This window comes from Kitasatospora sp. Root107, from assembly GCF_001424875.1.
Lineage (GTDB): Bacteria > Actinomycetota > Actinomycetes > Streptomycetales > Streptomycetaceae > Kitasatospora.
Genome location: NZ_LMCT01000023.1, coordinates 165,730 through 187,580 on the forward strand (window position 1 = coordinate 165,730; position 21,851 = coordinate 187,580).

General features: G+C 72.0%; 21 protein-coding genes and 1 riboswitch. Of the genes, 11 read left to right on the forward strand and 10 right to left on the reverse strand.

Annotation, left to right across the window (positions count from 1 at the left end; all coding sequences use genetic code 11):
• Positions 1–42 precede the first annotated feature (42 nt).
• Positions 43–190: riboswitch (TPP riboswitch) on the forward strand.
• From ASC99_RS20815 to ASC99_RS20830, 4 genes are all read left to right on the forward strand, one after another.
• Positions 183–1,520 carry a cytosine permease gene (locus tag ASC99_RS20815; protein WP_057234276.1) on the forward strand — a complete coding sequence of 446 codons (1,338 nt, stop codon included), beginning with the start codon at positions 183–185 and terminating at the stop codon, positions 1,518–1,520. Its footprint overlaps the riboswitch before it by 8 nt.
• A 104-nt stretch (positions 1,521–1,624) precedes the next feature.
• Positions 1,625–2,434: a glycerophosphodiester phosphodiesterase gene (locus tag ASC99_RS20820; protein ID WP_235502836.1), complete on the forward strand. Its 810-nt coding sequence runs from the start codon at positions 1,625–1,627 to the stop codon at positions 2,432–2,434.
• A 221-nt stretch (positions 2,435–2,655) separates the two neighbouring features.
• Complete coding sequence (locus ASC99_RS20825) at positions 2,656–3,183, forward strand: ATP-binding protein (RefSeq protein ID WP_082598492.1); 528 nt, start codon at positions 2,656–2,658, stop codon at positions 3,181–3,183.
• Between the two features lie 113 nt (positions 3,184–3,296).
• Positions 3,297–4,283 (forward strand): DUF5926 family protein, encoded by a 987-nt coding sequence (locus ASC99_RS20830; RefSeq protein ID WP_057234484.1) that lies wholly within the window; start codon positions 3,297–3,299, stop codon positions 4,281–4,283.
• Between the two features lie 206 nt (positions 4,284–4,489).
• Here the strand turns inward: ASC99_RS20830 and ASC99_RS20835 are convergent, their stop codons facing one another.
• Positions 4,490–5,209, reverse strand: coding sequence for a bifunctional DNA primase/polymerase (locus ASC99_RS20835; protein WP_235502835.1), 720 nt, complete (start codon positions 5,207–5,209; stop codon positions 4,490–4,492).
• Between the two features lie 496 nt (positions 5,210–5,705).
• Between ASC99_RS20835 and ASC99_RS20840 the strand changes: the two genes are divergently transcribed.
• Together ASC99_RS20840 and ASC99_RS20845 are read left to right on the forward strand one after the other, a co-directional pair.
• Positions 5,706–7,055, forward strand: coding sequence for a PP2C family protein-serine/threonine phosphatase (locus tag ASC99_RS20840; RefSeq protein WP_057234281.1), 1,350 nt, complete (start codon positions 5,706–5,708; stop codon positions 7,053–7,055).
• Positions 7,056–7,185: 130 nt separating this feature from the next.
• Positions 7,186–8,685: an aminopeptidase P family protein gene (locus ASC99_RS20845; RefSeq protein WP_057234283.1), complete on the forward strand. Its 1,500-nt coding sequence runs from the start codon at positions 7,186–7,188 to the stop codon at positions 8,683–8,685.
• A 53-nt stretch (positions 8,686–8,738) separates the two neighbouring features.
• Here ASC99_RS20845 and ASC99_RS38770 read toward each other — a convergent pair whose 3' ends face one another.
• The 5 genes from ASC99_RS38770 to ASC99_RS20870 all read right to left on the reverse strand — a co-directional run bounded on the left by ASC99_RS38770 (position 8,739) and on the right by ASC99_RS20870 (position 13,013).
• Complete coding sequence (locus tag ASC99_RS38770; RefSeq protein ID WP_057234285.1) at positions 8,739–10,112, reverse strand: hypothetical protein; 1,374 nt, start codon at positions 10,110–10,112, stop codon at positions 8,739–8,741.
• A complete protein-coding gene (locus ASC99_RS20855) occupies positions 10,109–10,774 on the reverse strand; it encodes a SigE family RNA polymerase sigma factor (protein ID WP_082598493.1) in 666 nt (221 codons plus the stop codon). The genes ASC99_RS38770 and ASC99_RS20855 overlap by 4 nt, the downstream gene beginning before the upstream one ends.
• A gap of 109 nt (positions 10,775–10,883) precedes the next feature.
• Positions 10,884–11,084, reverse strand: coding sequence for a hypothetical protein (locus ASC99_RS20860; RefSeq protein WP_057234287.1), 201 nt, complete (start codon positions 11,082–11,084; stop codon positions 10,884–10,886).
• A 121-nt stretch (positions 11,085–11,205) separates the two neighbouring features.
• Positions 11,206–12,384: a hypothetical protein gene (locus ASC99_RS20865; protein ID WP_057234288.1), complete on the reverse strand. Its 1,179-nt coding sequence runs from the start codon at positions 12,382–12,384 to the stop codon at positions 11,206–11,208.
• 161 nt (positions 12,385–12,545) lie between these two features.
• On the reverse strand, positions 12,546–13,013 hold the full coding sequence (locus ASC99_RS20870; RefSeq protein ID WP_057234290.1) for a rhodanese-like domain-containing protein: 468 nt from the start codon (positions 13,011–13,013) through the stop codon (positions 12,546–12,548).
• 130 nt (positions 13,014–13,143) lie between these two features.
• Between ASC99_RS20870 and ASC99_RS20875 the strand changes: the two genes are divergently transcribed.
• Complete coding sequence (locus ASC99_RS20875) at positions 13,144–14,181, forward strand: helix-turn-helix domain-containing protein (RefSeq protein WP_082598494.1); 1,038 nt, start codon at positions 13,144–13,146, stop codon at positions 14,179–14,181.
• Here ASC99_RS20875 and ASC99_RS20880 read toward each other — a convergent pair whose 3' ends face one another.
• Complete coding sequence (locus tag ASC99_RS20880; RefSeq protein ID WP_057234292.1) at positions 14,182–14,952, reverse strand: MerR family transcriptional regulator; 771 nt, start codon at positions 14,950–14,952, stop codon at positions 14,182–14,184.
• 171 nt (positions 14,953–15,123) lie between these two features.
• On the opposite strand from ASC99_RS20880, the gene ASC99_RS20885 reads away from it, so the two are divergent.
• Positions 15,124–15,846, forward strand: coding sequence for an aquaporin (locus tag ASC99_RS20885; protein ID WP_369824342.1), 723 nt, complete (start codon positions 15,124–15,126; stop codon positions 15,844–15,846).
• An 11-nt stretch (positions 15,847–15,857) separates the two neighbouring features.
• On the opposite strand, the gene ASC99_RS20890 is transcribed toward ASC99_RS20885, so the two are convergent.
• Positions 15,858–16,466: a flavodoxin family protein gene (locus tag ASC99_RS20890; protein ID WP_057234294.1), complete on the reverse strand. Its 609-nt coding sequence runs from the start codon at positions 16,464–16,466 to the stop codon at positions 15,858–15,860.
• A 34-nt stretch (positions 16,467–16,500) separates the two neighbouring features.
• Entirely contained in the window at positions 16,501–16,935 is a 435-nt protein-coding gene (locus ASC99_RS20895) for a PPOX class F420-dependent oxidoreductase (RefSeq protein ID WP_369824341.1), read from the reverse strand.
• A gap of 179 nt (positions 16,936–17,114) precedes the next feature.
• Between ASC99_RS20895 and ASC99_RS20900 the strand changes: the two genes are divergently transcribed.
• Positions 17,115–18,248, forward strand: a complete 1,134-nt coding sequence (locus tag ASC99_RS20900) for a sensor histidine kinase (protein WP_057234494.1) — start codon at positions 17,115–17,117, stop codon at positions 18,246–18,248.
• Positions 18,245–18,880, forward strand: coding sequence for a response regulator transcription factor (locus tag ASC99_RS20905; RefSeq protein ID WP_057234298.1), 636 nt, complete (start codon positions 18,245–18,247; stop codon positions 18,878–18,880). The genes ASC99_RS20900 and ASC99_RS20905 overlap by 4 nt, the downstream gene beginning before the upstream one ends.
• 31 nt (positions 18,881–18,911) lie before the next feature.
• Here ASC99_RS20905 and ASC99_RS20910 read toward each other — a convergent pair whose 3' ends face one another.
• Positions 18,912–21,314, reverse strand: coding sequence for a right-handed parallel beta-helix repeat-containing protein (locus ASC99_RS20910; RefSeq protein WP_157531658.1), 2,403 nt, complete (start codon positions 21,312–21,314; stop codon positions 18,912–18,914).
• 249 nt (positions 21,315–21,563) lie between these two features.
• On the opposite strand from ASC99_RS20910, the gene ASC99_RS38775 reads away from it, so the two are divergent.
• Entirely contained in the window at positions 21,564–21,719 is a 156-nt protein-coding gene (locus ASC99_RS38775; protein WP_157531659.1) for a hypothetical protein, read from the forward strand.
• The last annotated feature ends 132 nt before the right edge of the window (positions 21,720–21,851 follow it).

Below are 21,851 nucleotides of genomic sequence, written 5' to 3' on the forward strand. Positions count from 1 at the left end.
TCGCCTTGGTGTTCGGGCGCCCGGCCGCTAGCCTGGCGCTCCAAACTGACACGCGGGAGCTTGGACCGTCCAGGCTGAGAGTGCGCGGAACGACCGTACGCCATGCAGATGCTGGCCCCACGGCGAGGGAGCGCAGACCGCTCGAACCTGTCCGGGTAATGCCGGCGTAGGGAGCTTCGGCCATGACGGCTGTTTCGCCTGCCCCTGTCCAGGAACCGATCGCGCGCGCCGAGGCGCCGCTCGTTCTGGACACCGCACCTCCTCGCACCCTCGACTTCCGGGCGCTGTTCTCGCTCTGGGCCAACCTCGGGGTCAGCCTGATCGGCTTCACCAGCGCCGCCATGGTGATCGGCGCCAAGGGCTCGGAGCTCTCGCTGGCCGCCGCGATCACCGCCACCGTGGTGGGCACCGTGATCGGCACCGCGATGCTCGGGGTGGCCGCCCTGATCGGCGCCCGGACCGGCGCACCCGCCATGACCGTGCTGCGCGGTCTGTTCGGCACCAGGCTGTCCTACGTCCCCACCGTGCTGAACATCGTGCAGTGCGTCGGCTGGGGTGTGTACGAGCTGCTGGTGATCTCGATGGGCGCCCAGGCGGTCACCGGCACCCAGGGCTGGCACTGGCTGTTCGTGCTGCTGGCCGGTGGGCTGACCACCGCGCTGACCATCTGGCCGCTCGGCTCGATCGGGGTGCTGCGCAAGTACGTCACGATCGCCGTCGGCATCGCGATGGTCTACTTCACCGTCCAGCTGGTCCGGCAGGGCGTGCCGAACCCCGGTGCGGGCAACTGGGACGGCTTCCTCTCCGCCACCGACGCGATGATCGCGATGTCGATCTCCTTCGTCCCGCTCGCCGCCGACTACACCCGGCACGCCCGCACCGCCGGGACGGCGTTCTGGGCCACCCTCTCCGGCTACACGCTGGCCCAGGTCTGGTGCTACCTGCTGGGTGCGGTGGCGCTGCTGCAGTCCGACGGCGACCCGAACCTGATCTTCTCCTCCTTCACCGGGGTGGCCGCGGGCTGGGCCTTCCTGCTGGTGCTGGTGGTCCGGGAGACCGACCAGTCCTTCGCCAACGTGTACTCGACCGCGATGTCGATCCAGAACCTGCTGCCGAAGGTCGACCGCCGGCTGCTGACCGGCGGGATCGGTGCGCTGGTGACCGTCCTGGCGCTGTGCATCGACGAGTTCACCGCCTCATACTCCGCCTTCCTCTACCTGATCGGCTCGGTCTTCGTGCCGATGTTCGCGGTGCTGGCGGCCGACTACTTCCTCGGCTCCGGCCGACGCGGCTGGAACCTGGCCGAGGACGCCCCGGCCCGCTGGCTGATGCTGCTGCCGTGGGCGCTCGGCTTCGCGACCTACCAGTTCATCACCCCGACCGCGATCGACCACTGGAGCGGTTTCTGGCACGACCTGCAGTCCGCGGTCGGCTTCGAGGCGCAGCCGTGGACCTCCGCCTCGCTGCTCAGCTTCCTGGTCGCGGCGCTCGCCACCCTGGCGGTCCAGCCCCGCAAGTGACGCGCCGCAAGTGACGCCCGGCCGGTGGCCGCTGCCAGGAACTTCACCCGGAGTTTCCCGTGGCGGCGGCCACCGGCCGTCCGGTGCCTCGTAGGGTTACCGGTGTGGATACCCGGAACCAGCCGTTGACCAGCCAGGACGCCCCGGACCGCAGCGCCGTCAAGGTGATCGCGCACCGCGGTTCCTCGGAGGCCCGTGCCGAGCACACCCTCGCGGCGTACGCGCTCGCCGTGGCGGAGGGCGCCGACGGTCTGGAGGCCGACATCCGGCTGACCGCCGACGGGCAGCTGGTCTGTGTGCACGACCGGACGGTCCGCCGGACCTCGGACGGCAAGGGCGCGGTCTCCGCCCTGACGCTGGCTCAGCTGAACGAGCTCGACTTCGGCTCCTGGAAGGACCCGGCGGCGCCCGAGCCCAGCCCGGTGCTGACGCTGGCCCAGCTGCTCGAGCTGGTCGCGGACGCCGGGCGGCGGGTGGAGCTGGCGATCGAGACCAAGCACCCGACCCGGTACGCGGGGCGCACCGAGGCCGAACTGCTCCGGCTGCTCACCCGGTACGGACTGCTTCCGGACAGTCGGGAGAAGTCCGCGGTGCGCATCATGAGCTTCTCCGAGCTCTCCCTGCACCGGATCCGCCGGGCCGCACCCGCCGTCCCGACGGTCTATCTCTTCGACCGCAGGCTGCCGCTGCTCGGCCGGACCAAGGCGCTGCCCGGCGGCGCCCGGATCGCCGGCCCCGGCATTGACCTGGTCCGGTCCGATCCCGGTCTGGTGCGCGCGCTGCGGCGGGCCGGACACTCGGTGCACGTCTGGACCGTGGACGAGGCCGCCGATGTCGAACTCTGCCTGGAACTCGGCGTGGAGGCGATCATCACCAATCGGCCGCGCGCCGTGCTGACACAACTCGGCCGATAAACGCCCCGCGCGAGGGGCGTGAACTGGCGTGAACTCCGGCGTGAAGTACCGGGAGTGGCCAATTCCGGCCGTTTGGACAACGGTCCGTGAGCAGGTAATCACCATTTGCGTACCGTGAGTTGCGCTGCCCGTTAATGTCCCGCTGCGATCGCCGGATGCCCGTTTCCGACCCATTACCAAGGGGCATCCATCCTTCGGCGAATGCTGAAGGAGGTCCGGGGGTGGCGTTGATGATGGCACACGAGGTGCCGACTTCATCGACCATGGCGGTGCCGCACGGGCCCGCCGGTGTCGGAGCGGCACGACGCCGACTGCGCCGTGATCTGGGCGATCACGAGGTCGCCGAGACGGTGATCGACGACGCGGTCCTGATCCTGTCCGAACTGCTCAGCAACTCCTGCCGGTACGCCCGGCCGCTGGGCCGGCTGGCCGACCTCAAGGACGACGCACCGGCCCCGCTGCCGGCCCCCGTCCTGGTCGGCGTACGGTCCGGCGAGGACGGCGAACCCGGTGGGGTGACGGTCCGTTGGCAGCTGTCCGGGCACGGGCAGCTGACCCTGGAGGTGACCGACGGCGGCGCGGTGACCAGGCCGGTGCCGGCCCGCCCCTCGCTCAGCTCGCGCGGCGGCCGGGGTCTGACCATCGTCGGCCGGCTGGCGGACGACTGGGGCGTACGGGACGCACCCGGGCAGGTGACGGTCTGGGCCGAGCTCCCGGTCGAGCCTGAGCGCGACGCGCGGAGCGCCTGAGCGCCTGAGCGACGCCCCGGAAGAGGGGTGTCCCGGCCGGACCTGACCGGTCCGCCGGGAAAGCTCAGTAGGCTGCCCGGGCAAGCATGTCGCCGTACCGGGAGAGCCGCACCATGGCCAAGAAGGCCGCGAAGAAGTCGCCGCAGAACCGTCCGTCCACCGCCGTGACCTCGGGTGAGATCCCCGTGGTCGGGGCCCGCGAGGACTGCCCGTGCGGTTCCGGCCGCCGGTACAAGGCCTGCCACGGGCGCGAGGCCGCGCACGCGGTCCAGGAGCTGGTCCACCGCCCGTTCGAGGGCCTGCCCGGCGAGGCCGACTGGGTCGCGCTGCGCGAGCTGGTCCCCGCCGCCACCGTCCCGCTCACCCTGGCCAAGGGTGTCGCCGACAGCGCCACCGGACCGGTCCCCTCGGTGACGCTGGCCACCGTGCTGCCGCTGGCCTGGCCCGCGCTGCGCCGCCAGGACGGCTCGATCCTGCTCGGCCTGCAGACCCAGTCCGCCTCCGGCGACCTGAGCCGCGACCTGGCGGACGCCCTGGAGCTGGCCCTGGCCACCGAGCCCGGCAGCCCCGTACCCGCCCGCCGGACCGTCCCCGGCGGCCGCCGCCTGCAGGAACTGCTGGACCTGGAGGCCGAGTTCGTCCCGGCCGTGCACACCGGCTTCGAGTTCTGGCTGGAGGAGGCGGAGACCGCCACCGGCGACGTGGCCGCCTCGCTGGAGCAGGCCAACGCGGCCGCCATCCCGACCGAGAAGCTCAGCAGCGTGCCGTCCGCGTACTGGTGCGCCGCGCCGGACAAGAACCACCTGCGCTGGGCGATGACCGTGCCGGAGGAGCAGCTGCTGAACGCGCTGGCCAAGCTGACCGCCGCCGAGCAGTCTTCGCTCGGCGCGGACACCCGCCTGGTCGGCTCGTTCCGCGCGCACGGTGTGACCGTGCCGGTCTGGGACCTGCCGCAGAGCATGACCGCCGCCGACTGCGAGGCGCCCGCCGCCGAGTTCGCCGAGCGACTGGCCGCCACGCTGAAGGACGAGACCCCGCTCACCGCCGAGCAGCGCCGGGTCCGGGGTCATCTGGTGAGCCGTCAGGTGACGCTCAACTGAGGCTGTTCCAGCGGCCCTCCGCCCGGAATGTGACTCGCATCACATTTTCGGACCGGAGGGAAAACCGCCAGGTGACAGAGTGTGCGGACAAATTGGCGCGCACTCGGATCTTTGTTACCATTTAAACAGTCCGGTCGCTGGTGCATCCCCCGTCGCCAGCGGCCGGATCTTCTTTTCCGGTACGGGAATTGAGCGTGCGCCGTGATTCAGCCGGCCAGCCTGCTCCCGCCAGCCGCAGCCGTACTCGCCGCGATCAGCGCACTCAGCAGACCGCCCACCTCGGGCAGCCACGGCCGCCCGCCGACCGGTGGCCTGACCCAGCGCACGGTGCCCTCCGCCGTCCGGCTGGGCGGCAGGAGCAGGTAGCCGTCCGGACCGTGATAGCGCATCACCCCCGGCACCCACGGCTGTTCGGCCAGCAGCTCCCCCAACTCGGCCAGCGTGTACGGCGCCACCAGCAGCACGTAGCGGTCCTGGGCCAGCAGCACCGGGCCGACCGGCACGTCCAGCACCTCGAAGTACTCCAGCGCCCGGGCGCCCGCGTCGGCCGGCAGGCTGACCGCGCTGACCGTCCGTCCGGTGGCCACCAGCACCGAGGAGTCCGGCGAGCGCTCGGCCCACCACCAGCCCACCATCCGGGAGTCGGTGGTGGCGGCCGGCAGCGGCGGCTCGTACGGATGGGCACCGGGCGCGGGGCAGCCCGGGTCCTCGCAGGAGCAAGGGCCGAGCAGGCCCGGCACCGCGTACGCGCCGGGCAGCACCGGCCAGCCGTACCCGGCCGCGGTCTGTGCCGCCGCCAGCAGGGCCGCCCTGACCCGGCGCCGGCTGCCGGGCCAGCGCAGCCAGAGCGGCCTGGAGGGCGTGCTGTTCCTGGTGTTCCTACCGTGCGCCTTGCTCCGGTTCAGACGGGGACGCGTCCATGGCATCTGCGCTCGTTCCTTTCCGCGACCGTGGGGCTCGGGCAGTCGGACCGTCGACCGCGGCGGCGCCCTGGGTGCGTGGGCGGCACCGGTGTGCGGACGGTTCGGCGGGATGACCGGAACGACAGGGAGGGCTGAGGGCCTGGAGCGGACGGCCCCCGGAACGAGAATCCCGCATGCGACCAGATGGACGCCTGTCGGAGACGGCTGGTTCCACCGTACGGGTGAGTGAGCTCCGGCCTGATCGGGCGGCGGGTCCCCGAACCATACGATCCGGACGGCGGACTGACGGAGCGTCGGGACAGCTGCGCGCTCCCGGAACGGCGGAACCGCCCCCTCCGGCCACCGCGGTACCGGCCGTCCGGCCTTGTCCTGATTCTGGACATGCCCCGATCGGCCTGTGTACAAGTGGTGGATTAATGCCGAGTAGTGACATAGGAATCGTTTTTGGGCGGTCCTGGTGGTTCTGCGTGACACATACCACTGTGTGGGGAGTTGGGACATGACCGACGCCAAGCCTCTGGCGGCGACCGCCACGGTGCTGCCTGACCTCGGCTTCCTGGCCATCAGCGAGACGGCCGGTCTGCAGGACCGGCTGGCCGGACAGCTGTCCGACCTCACCGTCCTGCAGGAGCACACCGAGCTGCTCGCCCAGGCCCGCGGTCTGGCCGACACCCTGGCGGCCGTACTGGCCTCCGGCGCCGCCCTGCTCGGGGCCCGCCGAGGGCTGATCACCACCACCGCCCGGGGCACCGGGCGACCGGTCGGCCTCAACCTGGACCGGTCCGAACTCGGCGCGCTGGAGACCGTCCCGGCCGAGCACGGCCCGTTCTCGGGTCTGCTCAGCCACCCCGCCGAGCCGGGCCGGCTGCTGATCACCGACCTGGCCACCGACCCGGCGGCCGGGCCGAGGTTCCGTCAGGTGGCCGAGCAGCTCGGCCTGGGCGCCTGCTACGCCGTGCCGCTCGGCACCGACCTGGACGGCCCGCTCGGCGCCGTCGTCTGGTTCTACGACGAGCCCGTCGAGCCCGACCCCGGCCGCTGCCTGCTGGTGCACCGGTACTGCGAGTTCGCCGCCCCGCTGCTGGCCAAGCAGCTGGTCTCGGACCGGGCCGAGCAGCAGGCCGAGGCACTCCGCCGGGGCCTGCTGCCCGACCGGCTGCCGGTCTCCCCCGGCCTGCGGCTGGCCGCCCGCTGCGTACCGGCCGCGCTGGAGCGCTCGGCCGGCAGCGACTGGTACGACGCCATCGCGCTGCCCGACGGCACCTTCGGACTCACCGTCGGCAGCGTCTCCGGCGACGGCCCCGGAGCCGGACCGGCCTCCGCCCCCGGCGCAGCCGCCGCGATGGGCCGGGTCCGGGCCGCACTGCGGGCGTACGCGGTGCTGGAGGGCGAGGACCCGGTCTCGGTGCTCGGTGACCTGGAGCTGCTGCTCAAGACCACCGAGCCGAACCGTTCGGCCACCGCGCTGTACGCCTGGGTGCAGCCCGAGGAGCGCCGGATCACGCTGGCCGGGGCCGGGCACTGCCCGCCGATCCTGGTCACCCGGTACGGCGCCAACTTCGTCGAGACCTCGCTCTCCGCCCCGCTCGGCATGCTCAGCTGCTGGGAGGCCCCGGGCGTGGAGCTCGACGCCGAGCGCGGCGACCTGCTGGTGCTCTACACCGAGGGCCTGGCCCGCCGCTGCGGCCCCACCCTGCACGCGGGCCAGAACGCCCTGCGCCGGGCCGCCGCCGACGCCCCGCGCGAGCTGCGGCAGGACCCGGACCGGCTGCTCGGCCACCTGCTGGCCGCCGCCCCGGTGGGTGAGGGCACCGACGACCTGGTGCTGCTCGCGGCCCGCTTCGACTGAGCCCCTCCGGCAAGTGCTCCCGGCCCGATCAACCGTTCGGCCGGGGGTCCGTACCATGGGCCTACGGCCGCCCTCGTGTGTCGCGATCCGACGCGCCCTGGGCGGAACCACTCGCAAGGAGGCGACGTACGTGACCGAGGACCGTAGCCCGGCGGCAGCCGAGAACCCCGAGGGTGCCGCAGGCGGTGACGAGACCGAGGAGCAGCCCATCAAGGGCCGCAAGAACGGGCTGTACGGAGAGATCTCCGACGAGCTGGCCACTTCGATGAAGTCCGGCTGGGCCGACACCGAGCTGCGCGGCCTGGAGCCGGTCGCCCAGGCCCCGTACGCGGCCGAGCGCCGGGCCAAGCTCTCCGCCGCCTTCCCCGGCGAGCGCCTGGTGATCCCGGCGGGCAACCTGCACACCCGGGCCAACGACACCGAGTACTCGTTCCGCGCCGCCAGCGAATACGTCCACCTGACCGGTGACCAGACCGAGGACGCCGTGCTGGTGGCCGAACCGGTCGACGGCGGCCACGAGTTCAGCCTCTACCTGCTGCCGCGCTCCAACCGCGAGAACGGCGAGTTCTGGCTGGACGGCAACGGCGAGCTCTGGGTCGGCCGGCGCAACAGCCTGACCGAGGCCGAGCAGCTGCTCGGCCTGCCCTGCCGGGACGTCCGCAAGGCCGCCGAGGAGCTGCAGGCCGCGCCCGCCGCACCCACCCGGATCGTGCGCCAGTACGACGCCGGCCTGGAGGCCGCGCTGGCCGAGGTGCTGGACGAGGACCGGGACGAGGAGTTCAAGGTCTTCCTGAGCGGCCTGCGGCTGGTCAAGGACGACTGGGAGATCACCCAGCTGCGCGCCGCCTGCGACGCCACCGTCAACGGATTCACCGACGTGGTACGGGAGTTGGGCCAGGCCGTGGCCACCTCCGAGCGCTGGATCGAGGGCACCTTCTGGCGCCGCGCCCGGGTCGAGGGCAACGACATCGGCTACGGCTCGATCTGCGCCGCAGGACCGCACGCCACCACCCTGCACTGGGTCCGCAACGACGGCGACGTCCGCCCGGGCGAGCTGCTGCTGCTGGACGCGGGCGTGGAGACGCACACCCTCTACACCGCCGACGTCACCCGCACCCTGCCGATCAACGGCCGCTTCAACGCGCTCCAGCGCAAGATCTACGAAGCCGTCTACGACGCCCAGGAGGCGGGCATCGCCGCCGTGAAGCCCGGCGGCCGGTTCCGCGACTTCCACGACGCCTCGCAGCGCGTGCTGGCCGAACGCCTGCTCGCCTGGGGCCTGTTGGACGCCTCGGTGTACGACGTCGAGAAGGTCCTGGAGCTCGGTCTGCAGCGCCGCTGGACCCTGCACGGCACCGGCCACATGCTCGGCCTGGACGTGCACGACTGCGCGCAGGCCCGCCGCGAGAGCTACGTGGACGCGCTGCTGGAGCCCGGCATGTGCCTCACCGTCGAGCCCGGCCTGTACTTCCAGCTGGACGACCTCACCGTCCCCGAGGAGTACCGCGGCATCGGCGTCCGGATCGAGGACGACATCCTGGTCACCGCCGACGGCAACGAGAACCTCTCGGCGGGGCTGCCGCGCCGCGCCGACGAGGTCGAGGCCTGGATGGCCGAGCTGAGCAGCTGACGCTCCGCCAGCACGACGGAGGCCGGACCCCGGGGAGGGGTCCGGCCTTCGGATTACTTGACCCGGTGGATCGGGATGACCCACTCCCTGTTGCCGACCGAGTTGAACGTGCCGTCCTTGGTCGGCAGGTAGGCCGCACCGGTGACACCGAGGCCGGCCATCTTGTCCTGGGTGGTGAGTTTCATCCGGTAGGTGACGGTGCGGCTCTGGCCCGGTGCCAGGGCGAAGGCCGCCGCCTTGCCGGTGCCTGCCCAGTCCATACCGCCCCCCTTCCGCAGCGAGGGCAGCACGGTCCAGGAGTTGCCGTCCTTCCGTTCCAGGGTGCCTCCGGGGCCATCGGGCAGGTTGGCCGCAATGTCGTTCCCGAGTGATTCGGCGGCCACTACGGGCTCCACGGCGGCGTAGGTTGTGGCGCTGGCGTTGTACCAGGTGACCGGGAAGGTGATGACCTCGGTGTCGCCCTCCCTGACCGCTGCCTCCTGCCCGAAGGAGACCTTGATGTCGTTCCGGTGGCCCATCTTCAGGGGATCGGCGTGCTTGCTCAGGTCAAGGCTCTGCACGATCGACTCCAGATCGTCCTGGTAGTCGCTGCGCAAACCGTTGGCGGCCACGAAGACCTGCTCCTTGTGGAAGCCCCACATCTGGGCGGTGAACCGCTCGTTCGCGTTGCAGGCCACCTGCCACTCGGTCTTGTTCCCGTAGTGACCGTCGACCGTCAGGGTCGTCCGCTTCGGCTCTCCCAGGCGCTTGTACCCCTCGCCTTCAGGGAAGCGCGGGTTCCCCCACACCGAGCAGTACGGCTGGCTGGACCAACCGGTGGGAGCGTCCAGGAACTGCTCGATCGGCCAGGTCGCGTTCTCCAGCTCCTCTGCGCTGTTCCAGACGACGATCTCCACGCCGTACGGAACGCAGGTCCCGAATCCCTTCGCCGGGATCGCCGACTCCGGTGTGTCGGGGGTGAATACGCAGACCCGGAGGCTGTCCGCACCGGCCACGCCCTCCGTCACCGTCCGCCAGCCCGGGGGGACGTCGAACGTGACGTTGCGGAAGGTGTACGAGGTCGCGGCCGGTGCGCTCGGGCTGTTCGACGGCGAGGCGGAGGCGCTCAGCGAGGGCGAGGGTGACGGGCTGGGGGACTCCTCGGGCGTCGGCGAAGCGCTCAGGCTCGCCGCCGGTGCCGGGTCCTGGTGGCTCGCGGTCGGGCTGCCGGCCAGCGTGAAGTACCCCGCCACCGAGGCCGCCAGGCCGAACATCGCCACGGCGGTGACCACCTGCACCGGCCGCAGCCGGCGCAGGCGCCGGCTCGGTGGCTCGGCCGGGCGGAGGTCGTGCGCCCCGATGGCGGAGGCCCGGGCCGACAGGGCCTCGCGGAGCAGCCGCTCGGTCGGCGACTCGACGCCGTCGGTGCCGTGGTTCTTCTCACTCATCGGGTCTTCTCCAGCTGCTTCTCCAGGGCGTCCAGGGCCCGGCTGGCGGTGGACTTCACGGCGCCCCGGGACAGGCCCAGGGTCTCGGCGATCTGCGCCTCGGACATGTCGGACCAGTAGCGCAGCACCAGCACCTCACGCTGACGCGTGGTCAGCTCCTGCAGGGCGACCAGCACCCGCCGGTGCTCGTCGTTGAGTACCGCGTGCTCCTCCGCCGAGGCCGCGTCGGCCTCGTGCGGCGGCACGTACTCCCGGGCCGTCTTCCGCCGCCGCAGCACCGAGCGGGCGCCGTTCACCACCGAAGTGCGCAGGTACCCCAGCGCGTTGTCCAGATCGCCCAGGTCCTCCCCGTGCCGCTGGTACAGCGCCGTGAACGCCTCCTGCACGACGTCCTCGGCCACGTCCTGACGGTCGACCAGCAGGACGGCCATCCGCACCAGGCTCAACCGCTGCGCGTGGTAGAGCTCCGTCAGCGTCGGCCGGCTCTCGTCGGCCGGTCGGCCGCCGCGCAGCAACCGGAAGCCCGAACGCTTCGCCTCCCCGCGCGGCTGGTCGAGGTCGGTGGGCTCGGCAACTGCCTCGGCCCCGAACAGCAGCCGCCAGACCCCCCGGAGCGCGCCGCTCCCGGAAAGTCCGGGCTGCAGGCCGATCGCTATGGACATCGGTGTTCTACTCTCCCCCAGGACGGAACCCACCAAGGCGGCGAGCTTCCGTCAAAATCAACTGTCATGGTCTGTGACCAGCGCGATTGTGCCATCACGTCGAAACCCACTAGGCGTTGGAGCACCCGGGCGCTGAGGGCGGTACGGGTGCGGGACGCACCGGTCTCAGTCGGCCGAGGCGGCGGCGCGGCGGCGCCACCGGAGCGAGGTCGTGCACGCCGATCGCCCCGGCACGGGCCGCCAGCGCCTCGCGGAGCAGCCGCTCGGTCGGTGCCCCGGTGCCGTCGGTGTCGCTGTTCTTCTGACTCATCGGGCCTTCTCCAGCCAGGGTCCCGGCGTTCCGCGCCTCGGACGCATCCGATCAGGGCCGCGGCCGGGGTTCCTGACGCCACGCCAACTCCGGTGGCTCGAACGGCCCCTGGCGTTCGGGTTCAGAACTTCTCGGCGGCGCTGGGGTGTGCGTCGCCGATGGCACCGACGGTGTACTCCAGCCCGGCGTTGCCACGTCCGACCGTGGTGACCCGGAAGGTGTAGCGCTTCTTGGCCCCGGGCGCGAGCGGGTGGGTCAGCTCCTCCGTCACCACGGCGATCCAGCCGCCGCAGCCTTCCTCGTTCGGCAGCCGGTGCCAGCCTGCGCCGTCCTTGACCTCGAACACCACCTGCCCGATGCCGAGCGGTGCCGCGTTCTCGCGCGGGTCCATCACGTGCAGGGTGGGGGCGGCCTTGGCCATGGTCGTGCCGGTCGGGTTGCCGATCTCCAGCTCGAACTGCTTGCTCTGCCCGGCGACCGGGGTGGTGGGCCTGCCGACCAGTACGGCGGTCGGACGTCGCTTGTCCACCACCGCGACCTTGGCGACGGTCGCGGCGCCGAGTCGGGCGAACGTGCTGTGCAAGGTCGGCCCGTCGAAGGCCTGGGCCTGCAGCCTGAGGGTGCCGGTCCCGTTGGTGGGCGCCAGCTGCATCCGGTACTGAATGGTCCGGCTCTCCCCCGGGCCCAGCGCGAACGCGGCCGCCTCGCCGGTCCCCGCGTGGTCCATCCCGGTGCCCTGGCTCAGGGACGGGAGCTTCACCCAACCACCCGGGTCCTTGCGCTGCAGGGTGCCCTCCACCATCGGCATGACCACGTTGCACGGGTTGCCCTCGTAGGCCATCGCCGAGACCGCCGGGGCCACCTTCGCCTGCCGGGTCTTGGTGTTGTTGGTCCACTTCACCTGGAACGACACCTCCGGGCCACCCACCTGCACCTGACTGCCCTGGGGCAGCCCGAGGAAGGTGGCCACCACCTCCTTGGCCATCGGGGCGACCGGCGCCGACGGCTTGGCGGACACCACGGCGGCGGGCTGCGCCGGCGGCGTGGACGGCACGGTGGCGGACGGGGAGGGCGCGACGGTCGGGGTCACCACGGGGGAGGTTGAAGGGGAGGCGAGGGGCGAGACCAGGTCGGCGACCGGGGCCGCCTTCGGACCCGCCGCCCCGCCACCGCAACCGACCAGACCCACCGCCAGCACGGCCGCCAGCGGGACCGTGACCGCGAGTCCCCGGCCGCGCCGGGTCCAGTTGGTCGCGACGGTGACGTTCTTCTCAATTCGCCCGAAAACGGTCGCACGCATGACGCAGGTCCCCCAAGGAGCCGTAAAGGTCTGGTAGTTGGTGAGAGCTGCCGGGCTCGGCGCTCCCGGCTCCCCTGGCTCTCAACCTGATAGACGTGCATCCCCCGGGGAGGTTGCAGGTCGGTTCAGAACTATTTTCGGCGTCCCCGATCAACAGGCGCTCAGCAGACCAGCCCCAGGTCGGCCGGGGTGGCGGTCTTCGGGTCGACCGGGCGGCGGCCCTCGGTCGGCCAGCCCTCGCGGATCCAGTACTCCAGGCCGCCGATCATCTCCTTGACCTCACGGCCCAGCGCGGCGAGCTTCATCGCGCCCTTGGTGGAACCGTTGCAGGCGGGGCCCCAGCAGTACACCACCAGCAGGCCGGCCGGGAGTTCGGCCACCCGCTCGGCGGTGATCTCGGCGATCGGCAGGCTGATCGCACCGGGCAGGTGGGTCTTGCGGTGGGCGCCCTCGGCGCGGACGTCGATGACGGTGAAGTCCTGCCGGCCGTCCCGCATCGCGTACCAGACGTCCGCCGGGTCGGCCTGGCAGCCGAGCCGCTCGGCGAAGAAGGCGAACGCCCGCTCGGGGGAGAGCGCCGGAATCTCGGTGACGGGGGAAGTGACGGCGGCGGCGGTGAGAGTGGTCATGTCCTGGCTCCGGTCGGTCGGTTGTGCTCGCTGGCTGACGACTCCATCCTGCGATCCGGGCATCGGGAGCCGATAGTGGCGTACACGACTACACTCGCCAAGATCCCGCCAGCCCGACCAGGAGTGCCCGATGGCCGCCCAGCCGCCCGCCCACCCCGTCGCCGTCAGCATCGGCCCCCGCCCCGAGCCGGTGCACACCATCGCGGTGTACGCCTTCGACGGCATGGCCCCGTTCGAACTCGGCGTGGTGGTCGAGGTGTTCGCACTCGCCCGGCCGGAGCTGACCGGCCTGCTGGCCACCCCCTGGTACGGCCTGAAAGTCTGCGCCGACCGCCCGGACACCCCGCTGAACGCGGTCGGCGGCTTCTCGATCACCGCCCACCACGGTCTGGACGAGCTGGCCGCCGCCGACACGGTGATCGTGGTCGCCGTCCCGAACACCTTCAGCGGCGAGGTCTCCCCCGGCCTGGTCGCCGCGCTGCGCACCGCGCACGAGCGCGGCGCCCGGATCGTCTCGATCTGCTCCGGCGCGTTCGCCCTCGCCGCGGCCGGCCTGCTGGACGGCCGGGAGGCCACCACCCACTGGCGGTACGCCGAACTCCTCCAGCAGCGCTACCCGTTGGTCAAGGTCAACCCCGACGTGCTGTACGTCGACCACGGCTCGGTGCTGACCAGCGCGGGCAGCGCGGCTGGCATCGACCTCTGCCTGCACCTGGTGCGCAGCGACCACGGCGCCAAGGTCGCCAACACGGTGGCCCGCCGCTTCGTCGTCCCGCCGCACCGGGCCGGTGGGCAGGCCCAGTTCATCGAGGCCGCCGTCCGCCCGGTCGAGGAGGAGGACGACGGCATCGCCCGCTCCATGCAGTGGGCCCTGGACCAGCTCGCAGAGCCGCTGACCGTCACTCAACTCGCCCGTGCGGCACGGATGTCCGACCGTTCGTACCTGCGGCACTTCACCGCCCGCAACGGCACCAGCCCGATGCGCTGGGTGATCACCCAGCGCATCGCCGCCAGCCTCCCGCTGCTGGAGGACCCGGACGGCACGGTGGAGGAGATCGCCACGGCGGTCGGCTTCGAGTCCGCCGCCACCTTCCGGCACCACTTCGGGCGGACCATGCGGACCTCACCGACCGCGTACCGGCGGGCCTTCGGCCGCGGAGTGGCCTGATCAACTCCCGTCGTGCGCCTCCGCGTTGGCGATGATCGCGGCGTGCAGCCAGTGGGCCAGGCCGGGGGCGATCCGCTCGTAGGTGGCGGTGAACCGCTCGTCGGCGAGGTACATCTCCGCCAGGCCGCGGTGGATGGCGTACCCGCAGTCGTAGTAGGCGTCGGTGATCTGCTGCCGGTGGGCCTCGGCCAGCGCCATCCCCTCCGCGCTGTCGGGGGCGATCCCCGCAGTGAGGGCGGCGGCGTACCGGCCGTTCAGGGCGTCGCCCTCGGCCTTGATCCGCGCCCAGTCCGCCTTGGTGTAGCGGCCGGTGCGGCGCCTGGACTGCTGCCACGCGTCGGACTCGCCGTACTGCTGCTCGGCCTCGGTCTCCCAGCTCTCCTGGTAGTCCCGGCCGAAGACCTCGAACTTCTCCTCCGGGGTCAGCTGAATGCCCATCATGCTCGCCTCCATGGCGTGTTCGACTGCCGCGGCCAGTTCCTGGAGGTGGCTGATCCGCGCGTGCAGCAGTTCGTGCTGCCGGCGCAGGTGCTCGGTCGGGCTGACCGTGCCGTCGTCCAGGATGGCCGCGATCTCCTCGAGGGAGAAGCCGAGTTCGCGGTAGAACAGGATCTGCTGCAGCCGGTCCAGGTCGGTGTCCCGATAACGGCGGTAGCCCGCCGGGGTCCGGCCGCCGGGTGACAGCAGTCCGATCTCGTCGTAGTGGTGCAGGGTCCGTACCGTCACCTTGGCGATCGCGGCGACCTGACCGACCGAGAGGTCCTTGCTCATCGGGTTGCTCCCTCCTTGCCGACCCCGACTCTGCCGCCTCACGTCGCGTGAGGGTCAAGCCCGCGCCGGGCGCACGCCGTACGAGTCTCCGAGCGGGCACCCCGTCGGCGGCCCGACCTTGGGTGTACCGGCCAATTGTCCGGCGGCGGGGGCGCTGGCGACGATGGCGGCATGATGCCCCCCTCGCTGTACCGCCGGCTGGCCGCCGAAGCCGTCGGCACCGCCGTGCTGGCCGCCGTCCTGGTCGGCTCCGGCATCCAGGCCACCGGGCTGAGCCGGGACGGCGGGGTGCAGCTGCTCGCCAACGTGCTGGCCTCGGTGCTGGCGCTGGCCGTGCTGATCGCGCTGCTCGCACCGGTCTCCGGTGCGCACTTCAACCCGCTGGTCTCGGCCGCCGCCTGGTGGACCGACCGCCGCACCGGCACCGGTCTGACCCTGCGTGAGCTGGGTGGCTACACGGTCGCCCAGCTGCTCGGCGCAGCCACCGGGGCCGGGCTGGCCAACCTGATGTTCGAGCGGCCGTTCCTGGAACTCTCCGGCCAGACCCGCTCGGCCGGCCACCTCTGGCTGGCCGAGGCGGTGGCCACCGGCGTGCTGATCCTGCTGGTCTTCGGGCTGCTCCGGGCCGACCGGGGCGGCTACGCCCCGGTCGCCGTCGCCGCCTGGATCGCCGCCGCTGCCTGGGGTACCTCCTCGGGCAGCTTCGCCAACCCGGCCCTCACCGTGGGCCGGACCCTGACCGACAGCTACACCGGCATCGCCCCGGGCTCGGTCCCGGCCTTCGTCCTCGCCCAGTGCGCGGGCGCGGCCGTGGGGCTGGCCCTGGTCCTGCTGCTCTTCGGCCGCGGCCGCGACCGTGCCCCGGCGGACGCCCGGGAGTTGCTGGTGCGTTGAGCCCCCGCAGGTCAGCTCGCGCCCGTGAGGCTCGTACCCGTGAACCCCGTGCCCGTGAAGAAGGTCTCCGCCTCGGCCAGCGCGAGCTCGTCCCGCTGCACGTCACCGGGCCGGCCGCCGGTGCCGAGCAGCACGCCGCCCCAGTGCATGCCCATGTAGTCGCCGGTGAGCCGGAGGGTGCCGATCAGCGGGTCGGCGTCGGAGGGGTTGCCGGAATGCGAGGTGACGCCCCAGAGGGTCCGGTCCTTCATCCGGGCGCGGAAGTCGGTCCCCGGGGCGCGGAACCAGCCGGACCAGTGGTCGAGGTAGAGCTTGACGCTGGTGGAGAGGGTGTACCAGTAGAGCGGCGAGACGATCACCAGATCGGTGGCGCCGACGGTGGCCTCGAAGAGCTCCCGGCTGTTGCCGGTGAGCTCGGGGTAGGTCCCGTCACCGGTGTGCCTGATGTCGTCGAAGGGCTCCAGCGGGAGGTCGGTGAGGCGCAGCCAGCGCTGTCCGACCGAGGCGGGAAGGCGCTCGGCCGCCAGCCGGGCGAGCTGCTCGGTGTTGCCGTCGGAGCGGGCGGAGCCGAGCACGAAGAGGAACTGACGATCTGTCGGAGCCGGGTCATTGGAGATCATCCGGCGATCGTACCGACGGCCCCGGGCGGGACGGTCAGTCGGCCACCGCACGCACCGCGGTGACCTTCTGGATCCGGATCCGGACCAGCAGCTCGCCCGGCACCCCGTTCCGGGCGCCGTACTCCTCGGCCCGGTCCTCACCCATGTAGCGGGCGGCGATCCGGCCCGCCCAGTGCCGGACTTCGGCCAGGTCGTCGCTGAGCGTGGCCCTGCCCCTGACCAGCACGAAGTCGAACGGCGGCCGGTCCTCGTCCACGCAGACCATCACCCGGCCGTCCCGGGCCAGGTTGCGCCCCTTCACCGTGTCGGCGCCGGTGTTCAGCACCAGGTCGTCCCCGTCCAGCAGGAACCAGACCGGGGCCACGTGCGGGCTGCCGTCGGCCCGGGTGCTGGCGAGCTTGCCGGTACGGGTGCCGGCGGAGAGGAAGGCGCGCCACTCGGGCTCGGTCATCTGAGGCATGCGCCCCATCGTGGCCGAGCCGGGACGCGCACCGGGGCGCGGCACGCCGGGTCAGCCGATCGGTTGATGCCCGGTGGGAGCGGCCGGGTGAGGATGGGTACGAAACAGGACGGAACCGACGGACGGAGGAGTGCGCGGTGTCAGCGAAGAGCGCCGGGGACCCGGGCACCGACCGGCTCACCGTGGTGATGTACGGCGCGTTCCTGCTGCTGCTCGGCGCCTCGCTGACCCGGTACCTGCTCCGGCACGGCGACAGCGACCGGGCGGGCTGGGTGATCGGGCTGAGCCTCGCACTGGCGCTGGCCCAACTGCCGGAGCTGCCCTGGCTGCGGGCCGGTGCGCGCCCGGTCCGGGTGGTCCGGCTGGCGGTGGTGGCCGGGCTCTGGGCGGTGCTGGTGCTGCTGGCACCGAGCTTCGCCTGGTGCGCGGTGCCGCTGATCTACACCGCGCTGCGCACCCTGCCCGCCCGCGCCGCGATCCCGCTGGTGGCCGGGCTGACCGCGCTGGTGGTGTACTCCGAGGAGAAGCTCACCGGCCTCGACCCGGTCGGGCTGATCGCCCCGCCCGCCGTGGCCGGGCTGGCCACCGTGGTGTTCCTGCAGATGGAGCGGCAGGCCGAACGGCAGCGCGCGCTGATCGCGGACCTGGTCTCCACCCGCAGCGAACTGGCCGCCACCGAACGGCGCGAGGGCACTCTGGCGGAGCGTCAGCGGCTGGCCATCGAGATCCACGACACGCTCGCCCAGGGCCTGTCCAGCCAGCAGATGCTGCTCCAGGCGGCCGACCGTACCTGGGAGTCCGACCCGGCCACCGCGCGGACCCATGTGCACACCGCCGCCGCGATCGCCGCCCGCAACCTGGCCGAGGCCCGCCGCTTCGTCCGGGACCTGGCGCCCGCCGACCTGGCCGACGGGGCCGGGCTCGACCAGGCCCTGCGCACCCTCGCCGAACGGGAGACGGCGGAGAGCGGACTCACCGTCCGCTGTCACCTGGACGGCGCTCCGGTGCCGCTGCCGGACCTGGTGCAGAGCGCGCTGCTGCGGATCGCCCAGGGCGCGCTGGCCAACGTCCGCGAGCACGCGGGGGCCCGGACGGCCGCGCTCACCCTCTCCTACCTCGGCGACCAGGTGGTCCTGGACATCGGCGACGACGGGCAGGGGTTCGGCCACCCGACCGAGAGCCCGACCGAGTCCGGGGGCCGGGGCCACGGGCTGCCCGCGATGCGGGCCCGGGTCCGGCAGTTGGGCGGCACCCTGACCGTCGAGTCCACTCCCGGCGAGGGCACCGTGGTCACCGCCGCCATCCCCCTGGAGGCACCGTGACCGCCACAACTCCCGTACGGCTGCTGGTCTGTGACGACCACGCCGTGGTCCGGGCCGGACTGCTCGCGCTGCTCGCCAGCGCGGGCGACATCGAGGTGGTCGGCGCGGCCGGCAGCGGCGAGGAGGCGGTCGCGCTGGCAGCCAAACTGGCACCGCAGGTGGTGCTGATGGACCTCCAACTCGGCGAAGGCATCGACGGCGTGGAAGCCACCCGGCAGATCGCCGGACGCCCCGGCGCCCCGTACGTACTGGTGCTCACCACCTACGACACCGACGCCGACATCAACCGGGCGATCACCGCCGGGGCGACCGGCTACCTGCTCAAGGCCGAGCGCCCGGAGGAACTCTTCGCCGCCATCCACGCGGCCGCCGAAGGCCGCAGCACCCTCTCCCCGCCGGTCGCCTCCCGGGTGATGGCCCAACTCCGCACCCCGGCCCCCCAACTCACCGACCGTGAACAGGAGATCCTCGCCCAGCTGGCGCAGGGCCTCGGCAATCGGGAGATCGCCCGCGCCCTGTTCATCAGCGAGGCCACCGTGAAGACCCACCTCGGCCGGATCTACGACAAGCTCGGCGTGGACACCCGCTCGGGCGCGGTCGCCGCCGCCAAGGAACGCCGCCTGCTGCGCTGACGGCCCGTCGGCCGGGCCGCCGGCGCTCAGCTCAGTTCGTGATCTTGAAGACCATGTCGGCCTGCTGGGCGTAGGCGTTGCTCAGAGCGAAGGTGCGGCTGCTCGGACGGTAGATCCCGAAGGTGGTCCGGTTCTTCCACGACCAGTCACCGACCACCGGCAGATCGCCCTTCTCTCCGTAAGCGGCGGTGGAGACACTGCCGTTGTCGTGCCGCAGGGCGAAGGTGTTCACCGCACCCGCAGCCGCGCCGGGCCGGAAGATGCCGAACTGGGCGTGACCGACACCGTCCCAGTCACCGACCACCGGCAGGTCGCCCGGGCTGCCGAAGCGCAGCGTGGTCACCGAACCGTTGTCGTGGCGCACCGCAAGCAGCGCCTCGCTGGGGCGGTAGATCGCCAGCTGGTGGTGACCGTTGTTGTCCCAGTACCCCGGCACCGGGATGTCACCCGGCTCGCCGAACGGCACGGTGACCACGGAGCCGTTGCCGAGCTGCAGCGCGAAGGTGGCGCTGCTCGGCCGGTAGACACCCAGTTGCGCCGGGGCGCCACCCATCTCCCAGCGGCCCACGACCGGGACGTCCCCGGGGTTGCCGAACGACGTGTTGTAACTCGCCTGCGCGGTGACCTTCTGGTAGCTGACGGCCCAGCGGCCGTTGTCGAAGAGCCCGACCTGCGTGGTGGGACCGCCGAAGTAGCCGGTGACCGGCGTGCCGGGCTGCGGACCGACCACGTAGGACTGGGCGCTGCTGCTCGCGGAGCGGCCGTGGTCGTCGTACACGGTCTCGGAGACGGTGTAGGTCCTGCCGACCTCGTAGGTGTGGGTGAGGGCCGGCGGGGTCGGACCGTTCGAGACCACCGCGGGGGTGCCGTCACCGAAGTTGATGACGTATCGGGAGACCGGCCAGGGGCTGGACGACTGGTCCGTGAAGCTCACGGTCGGGACCGACCTGTCCTGCTGCCCGACCGAGAACCCTGCGACGACCGAGCCCACCTTGCTGATGGTCAGCGTTGCGGTGGACTTCCGGACCAGGCCCTGGGTGCTGGTCGCGGTGAGAGTGACGGTGTAGGTACCGGCGGCCGGGTAGTCGTGGGTCACCGGGAGGCCCGGGGAAGCGATCGGAGCGCTCCCGTCACCGAAGTCCAGCGTGACGCCGGCCGACGACCAGCCCGGGTTGTAGGACCCCTGCACCACGGCGCGCAGCGGGTACCCCGGCTCAGCGTGGGCGTAGCCCGACACGGAGGCCCCGATCGGGTCCTGGATCTCGGTCGCGCCCCGGTCGGAGTACCCGGTGCCGGTGCCGGTGTCGGCGATGCCGGGGTGGTTGGCCCGCGGCCTGCCGTTGATGTCGGTGCTCAGCTGGCCGGGGGCCGACTCGTCGGCCGCGTCGGTCAGCCCCACCACGGCGGTGTGGGCGTACTGGTCACCGTTGGCGAATCCGAGCCTCGGGTCGACGGCGTTGTCGTGCCCGCCTTGGCCGAGGGCCTTGAACTCGGCCGGCGACTGGACTGTGCCGCCCCAGGAGTAGGCGGCCTTCCCGGTCCAGGGGTGGACCGTGTTGTAGTCGGCAACGGTCCCGGCGGTCGACCCGGCGGAGACCACCAGCTCGGCGAACTGCGGGCCGACGGCGCAGGAGGTGTAGTCCTCGTTGAGGATGTTGTTCTTGATCGTGCTGCCGGAGGAGTTCCCGGCCAGCACGATCCCGGCCTGGCAGTTCTGCGAGACGGTGTTGCTGGTCACGACCGTGCCGGGGGCATCGGTGACCAGCACCCCGTGCGTGCCGCTGCTGACGACCTGGTTGGTGGTGACGACCGTCCTGGCCGCACCGGCCTCGACCGCGATGCCGACCGTCCCGCTGCTGTGCACCCGGTTGCGGCTGACCGTGACATCTGCGGTCGCACCGGTCAGCCGGATACCGGGAGCGTCGGCGGGAAAGGCGGGCACGCCGTCGACGGGCGGGACCTCACCGGCGTCTTCAACCGTGTTGCTGTCCAGCACGATCCGCTGGGAGTCCCGGACCAGCACGCCCTCCTGAGGGGTGCTCAGGAGCACGCCGGTGACGGTGACGTCGTGCACCCCGGCGATCAGGAATCCGTGCGGAACGGTCCGCGGATCCACCATCGACCAAGGGGTACCGATCAGAACCTCCCGCTCACCCCGGGCGGGGACACCCCGGAAGGTGACCGGCTCCCCGGGGGTGCCCGAGCGGACGGTCACCTGCTCGTCGTAGGAGGTGTAGTAGCCGGTGGCGGCGATCTCCACGGTCTGGCCGGGCTGCACGTCGTCGGCGGCGGCCTGGATGGTGCAGTACGGCTGCGCCGCGGTACCGGTTCCGGCGTCCGAGCAGCTCGCGTTCAGCTTGTCGACGTGGAGCACAGCCGCCTCGGCCTGCGCTGTCAGAACGGGAACCGAGGAGCCGATGACAGCCGAGCTCACGACAGCTGCGGCCAGGCCGACAAAGCGGCGAATTGACACAGTTGATCCCTCTTGGAAAGAAGTGGCGCTGCTTAGCCGGACTTTGACGAACAGATGAGCTGATCATCCCTATCAGTCCGGCGATCAGTATCCACCACGCTTCCGGTCCGCACCATCGGCTTTCGTCCCGTCCGACACCCCGCCGCCGGGGAGTCGGAATCCCTTGTGCATACTGATCGCCGCGCCGCCGAAAGGCCGTCCTCCGACGCTGTGAGCGACGCCGAGACGCAGCCGTACTGCACCATCCAGGCCGCCGCCGCCGACGCGCAGCCGGGCCAGACCGTACGGATCACCGGCGGGTACTACCTGGAGCAGGTAGTACTCCAGCAGTCCGGCACCGCGGAGAACGGCCATCGGCGTCCATGACATCGTCCTCAAGGACCTGTCCTTCCGGTCGCTGCAGGAAGCCGTGGCCGTCAAGGACTCCGACCGGGTCTCGATCACCGGCAGCATCTTCCGAAGATCACCCTATTCGGCGAGCCGAACATCGACCTGATA

What these genes read in the sequence shown, in the direction of transcription:
- ASC99_RS20815 (WP_057234276.1), top strand. Translation starts at nt 183, where the DNA reads ATGACGGCTGTTTCGCCTGCCCCTGTCCAGGAACCGATCGCGCGCGCC.
- ASC99_RS20830 (WP_057234484.1), top strand. Translation starts at nt 3,297, where the DNA reads ATGGCCAAGAAGGCCGCGAAGAAGTCGCCGCAGAACCGTCCGTCCACC.
- ASC99_RS20835 (WP_235502835.1), bottom strand. Translation starts at nt 5,209, where the DNA reads ATGCCATGGACGCGTCCCCGTCTGAACCGGAGCAAGGCGCACGGTAGG.
- ASC99_RS20840 (WP_057234281.1), top strand. Translation starts at nt 5,706, where the DNA reads ATGACCGACGCCAAGCCTCTGGCGGCGACCGCCACGGTGCTGCCTGAC.
- ASC99_RS38770 (WP_057234285.1), bottom strand. Translation starts at nt 10,112, where the DNA reads ATGAGTGAGAAGAACCACGGCACCGACGGCGTCGAGTCGCCGACCGAG.
- ASC99_RS20855 (WP_082598493.1), bottom strand. Translation starts at nt 10,774, where the DNA reads ATGTCCATAGCGATCGGCCTGCAGCCCGGACTTTCCGGGAGCGGCGCG.
- ASC99_RS20860 (WP_057234287.1), bottom strand. Translation starts at nt 11,084, where the DNA reads ATGAGTCAGAAGAACAGCGACACCGACGGCACCGGGGCACCGACCGAG.
- ASC99_RS20865 (WP_057234288.1), bottom strand. Translation starts at nt 12,384, where the DNA reads ATGCGTGCGACCGTTTTCGGGCGAATTGAGAAGAACGTCACCGTCGCG.
- ASC99_RS20870 (WP_057234290.1), bottom strand. Translation starts at nt 13,013, where the DNA reads ATGACCACTCTCACCGCCGCCGCCGTCACTTCCCCCGTCACCGAGATT.
- ASC99_RS20875 (WP_082598494.1), top strand. Translation starts at nt 13,144, where the DNA reads ATGGCCGCCCAGCCGCCCGCCCACCCCGTCGCCGTCAGCATCGGCCCC.
- ASC99_RS20880 (WP_057234292.1), bottom strand. Translation starts at nt 14,952, where the DNA reads ATGAGCAAGGACCTCTCGGTCGGTCAGGTCGCCGCGATCGCCAAGGTG.
- ASC99_RS20885 (WP_369824342.1), top strand. Translation starts at nt 15,124, where the DNA reads ATGATGCCCCCCTCGCTGTACCGCCGGCTGGCCGCCGAAGCCGTCGGC.
- ASC99_RS20890 (WP_057234294.1), bottom strand. Translation starts at nt 16,466, where the DNA reads ATGATCTCCAATGACCCGGCTCCGACAGATCGTCAGTTCCTCTTCGTG.
- ASC99_RS20895 (WP_369824341.1), bottom strand. Translation starts at nt 16,935, where the DNA reads ATGGGGCGCATGCCTCAGATGACCGAGCCCGAGTGGCGCGCCTTCCTC.
- ASC99_RS20900 (WP_057234494.1), top strand. Translation starts at nt 17,115, where the DNA reads ATGTACGGCGCGTTCCTGCTGCTGCTCGGCGCCTCGCTGACCCGGTAC.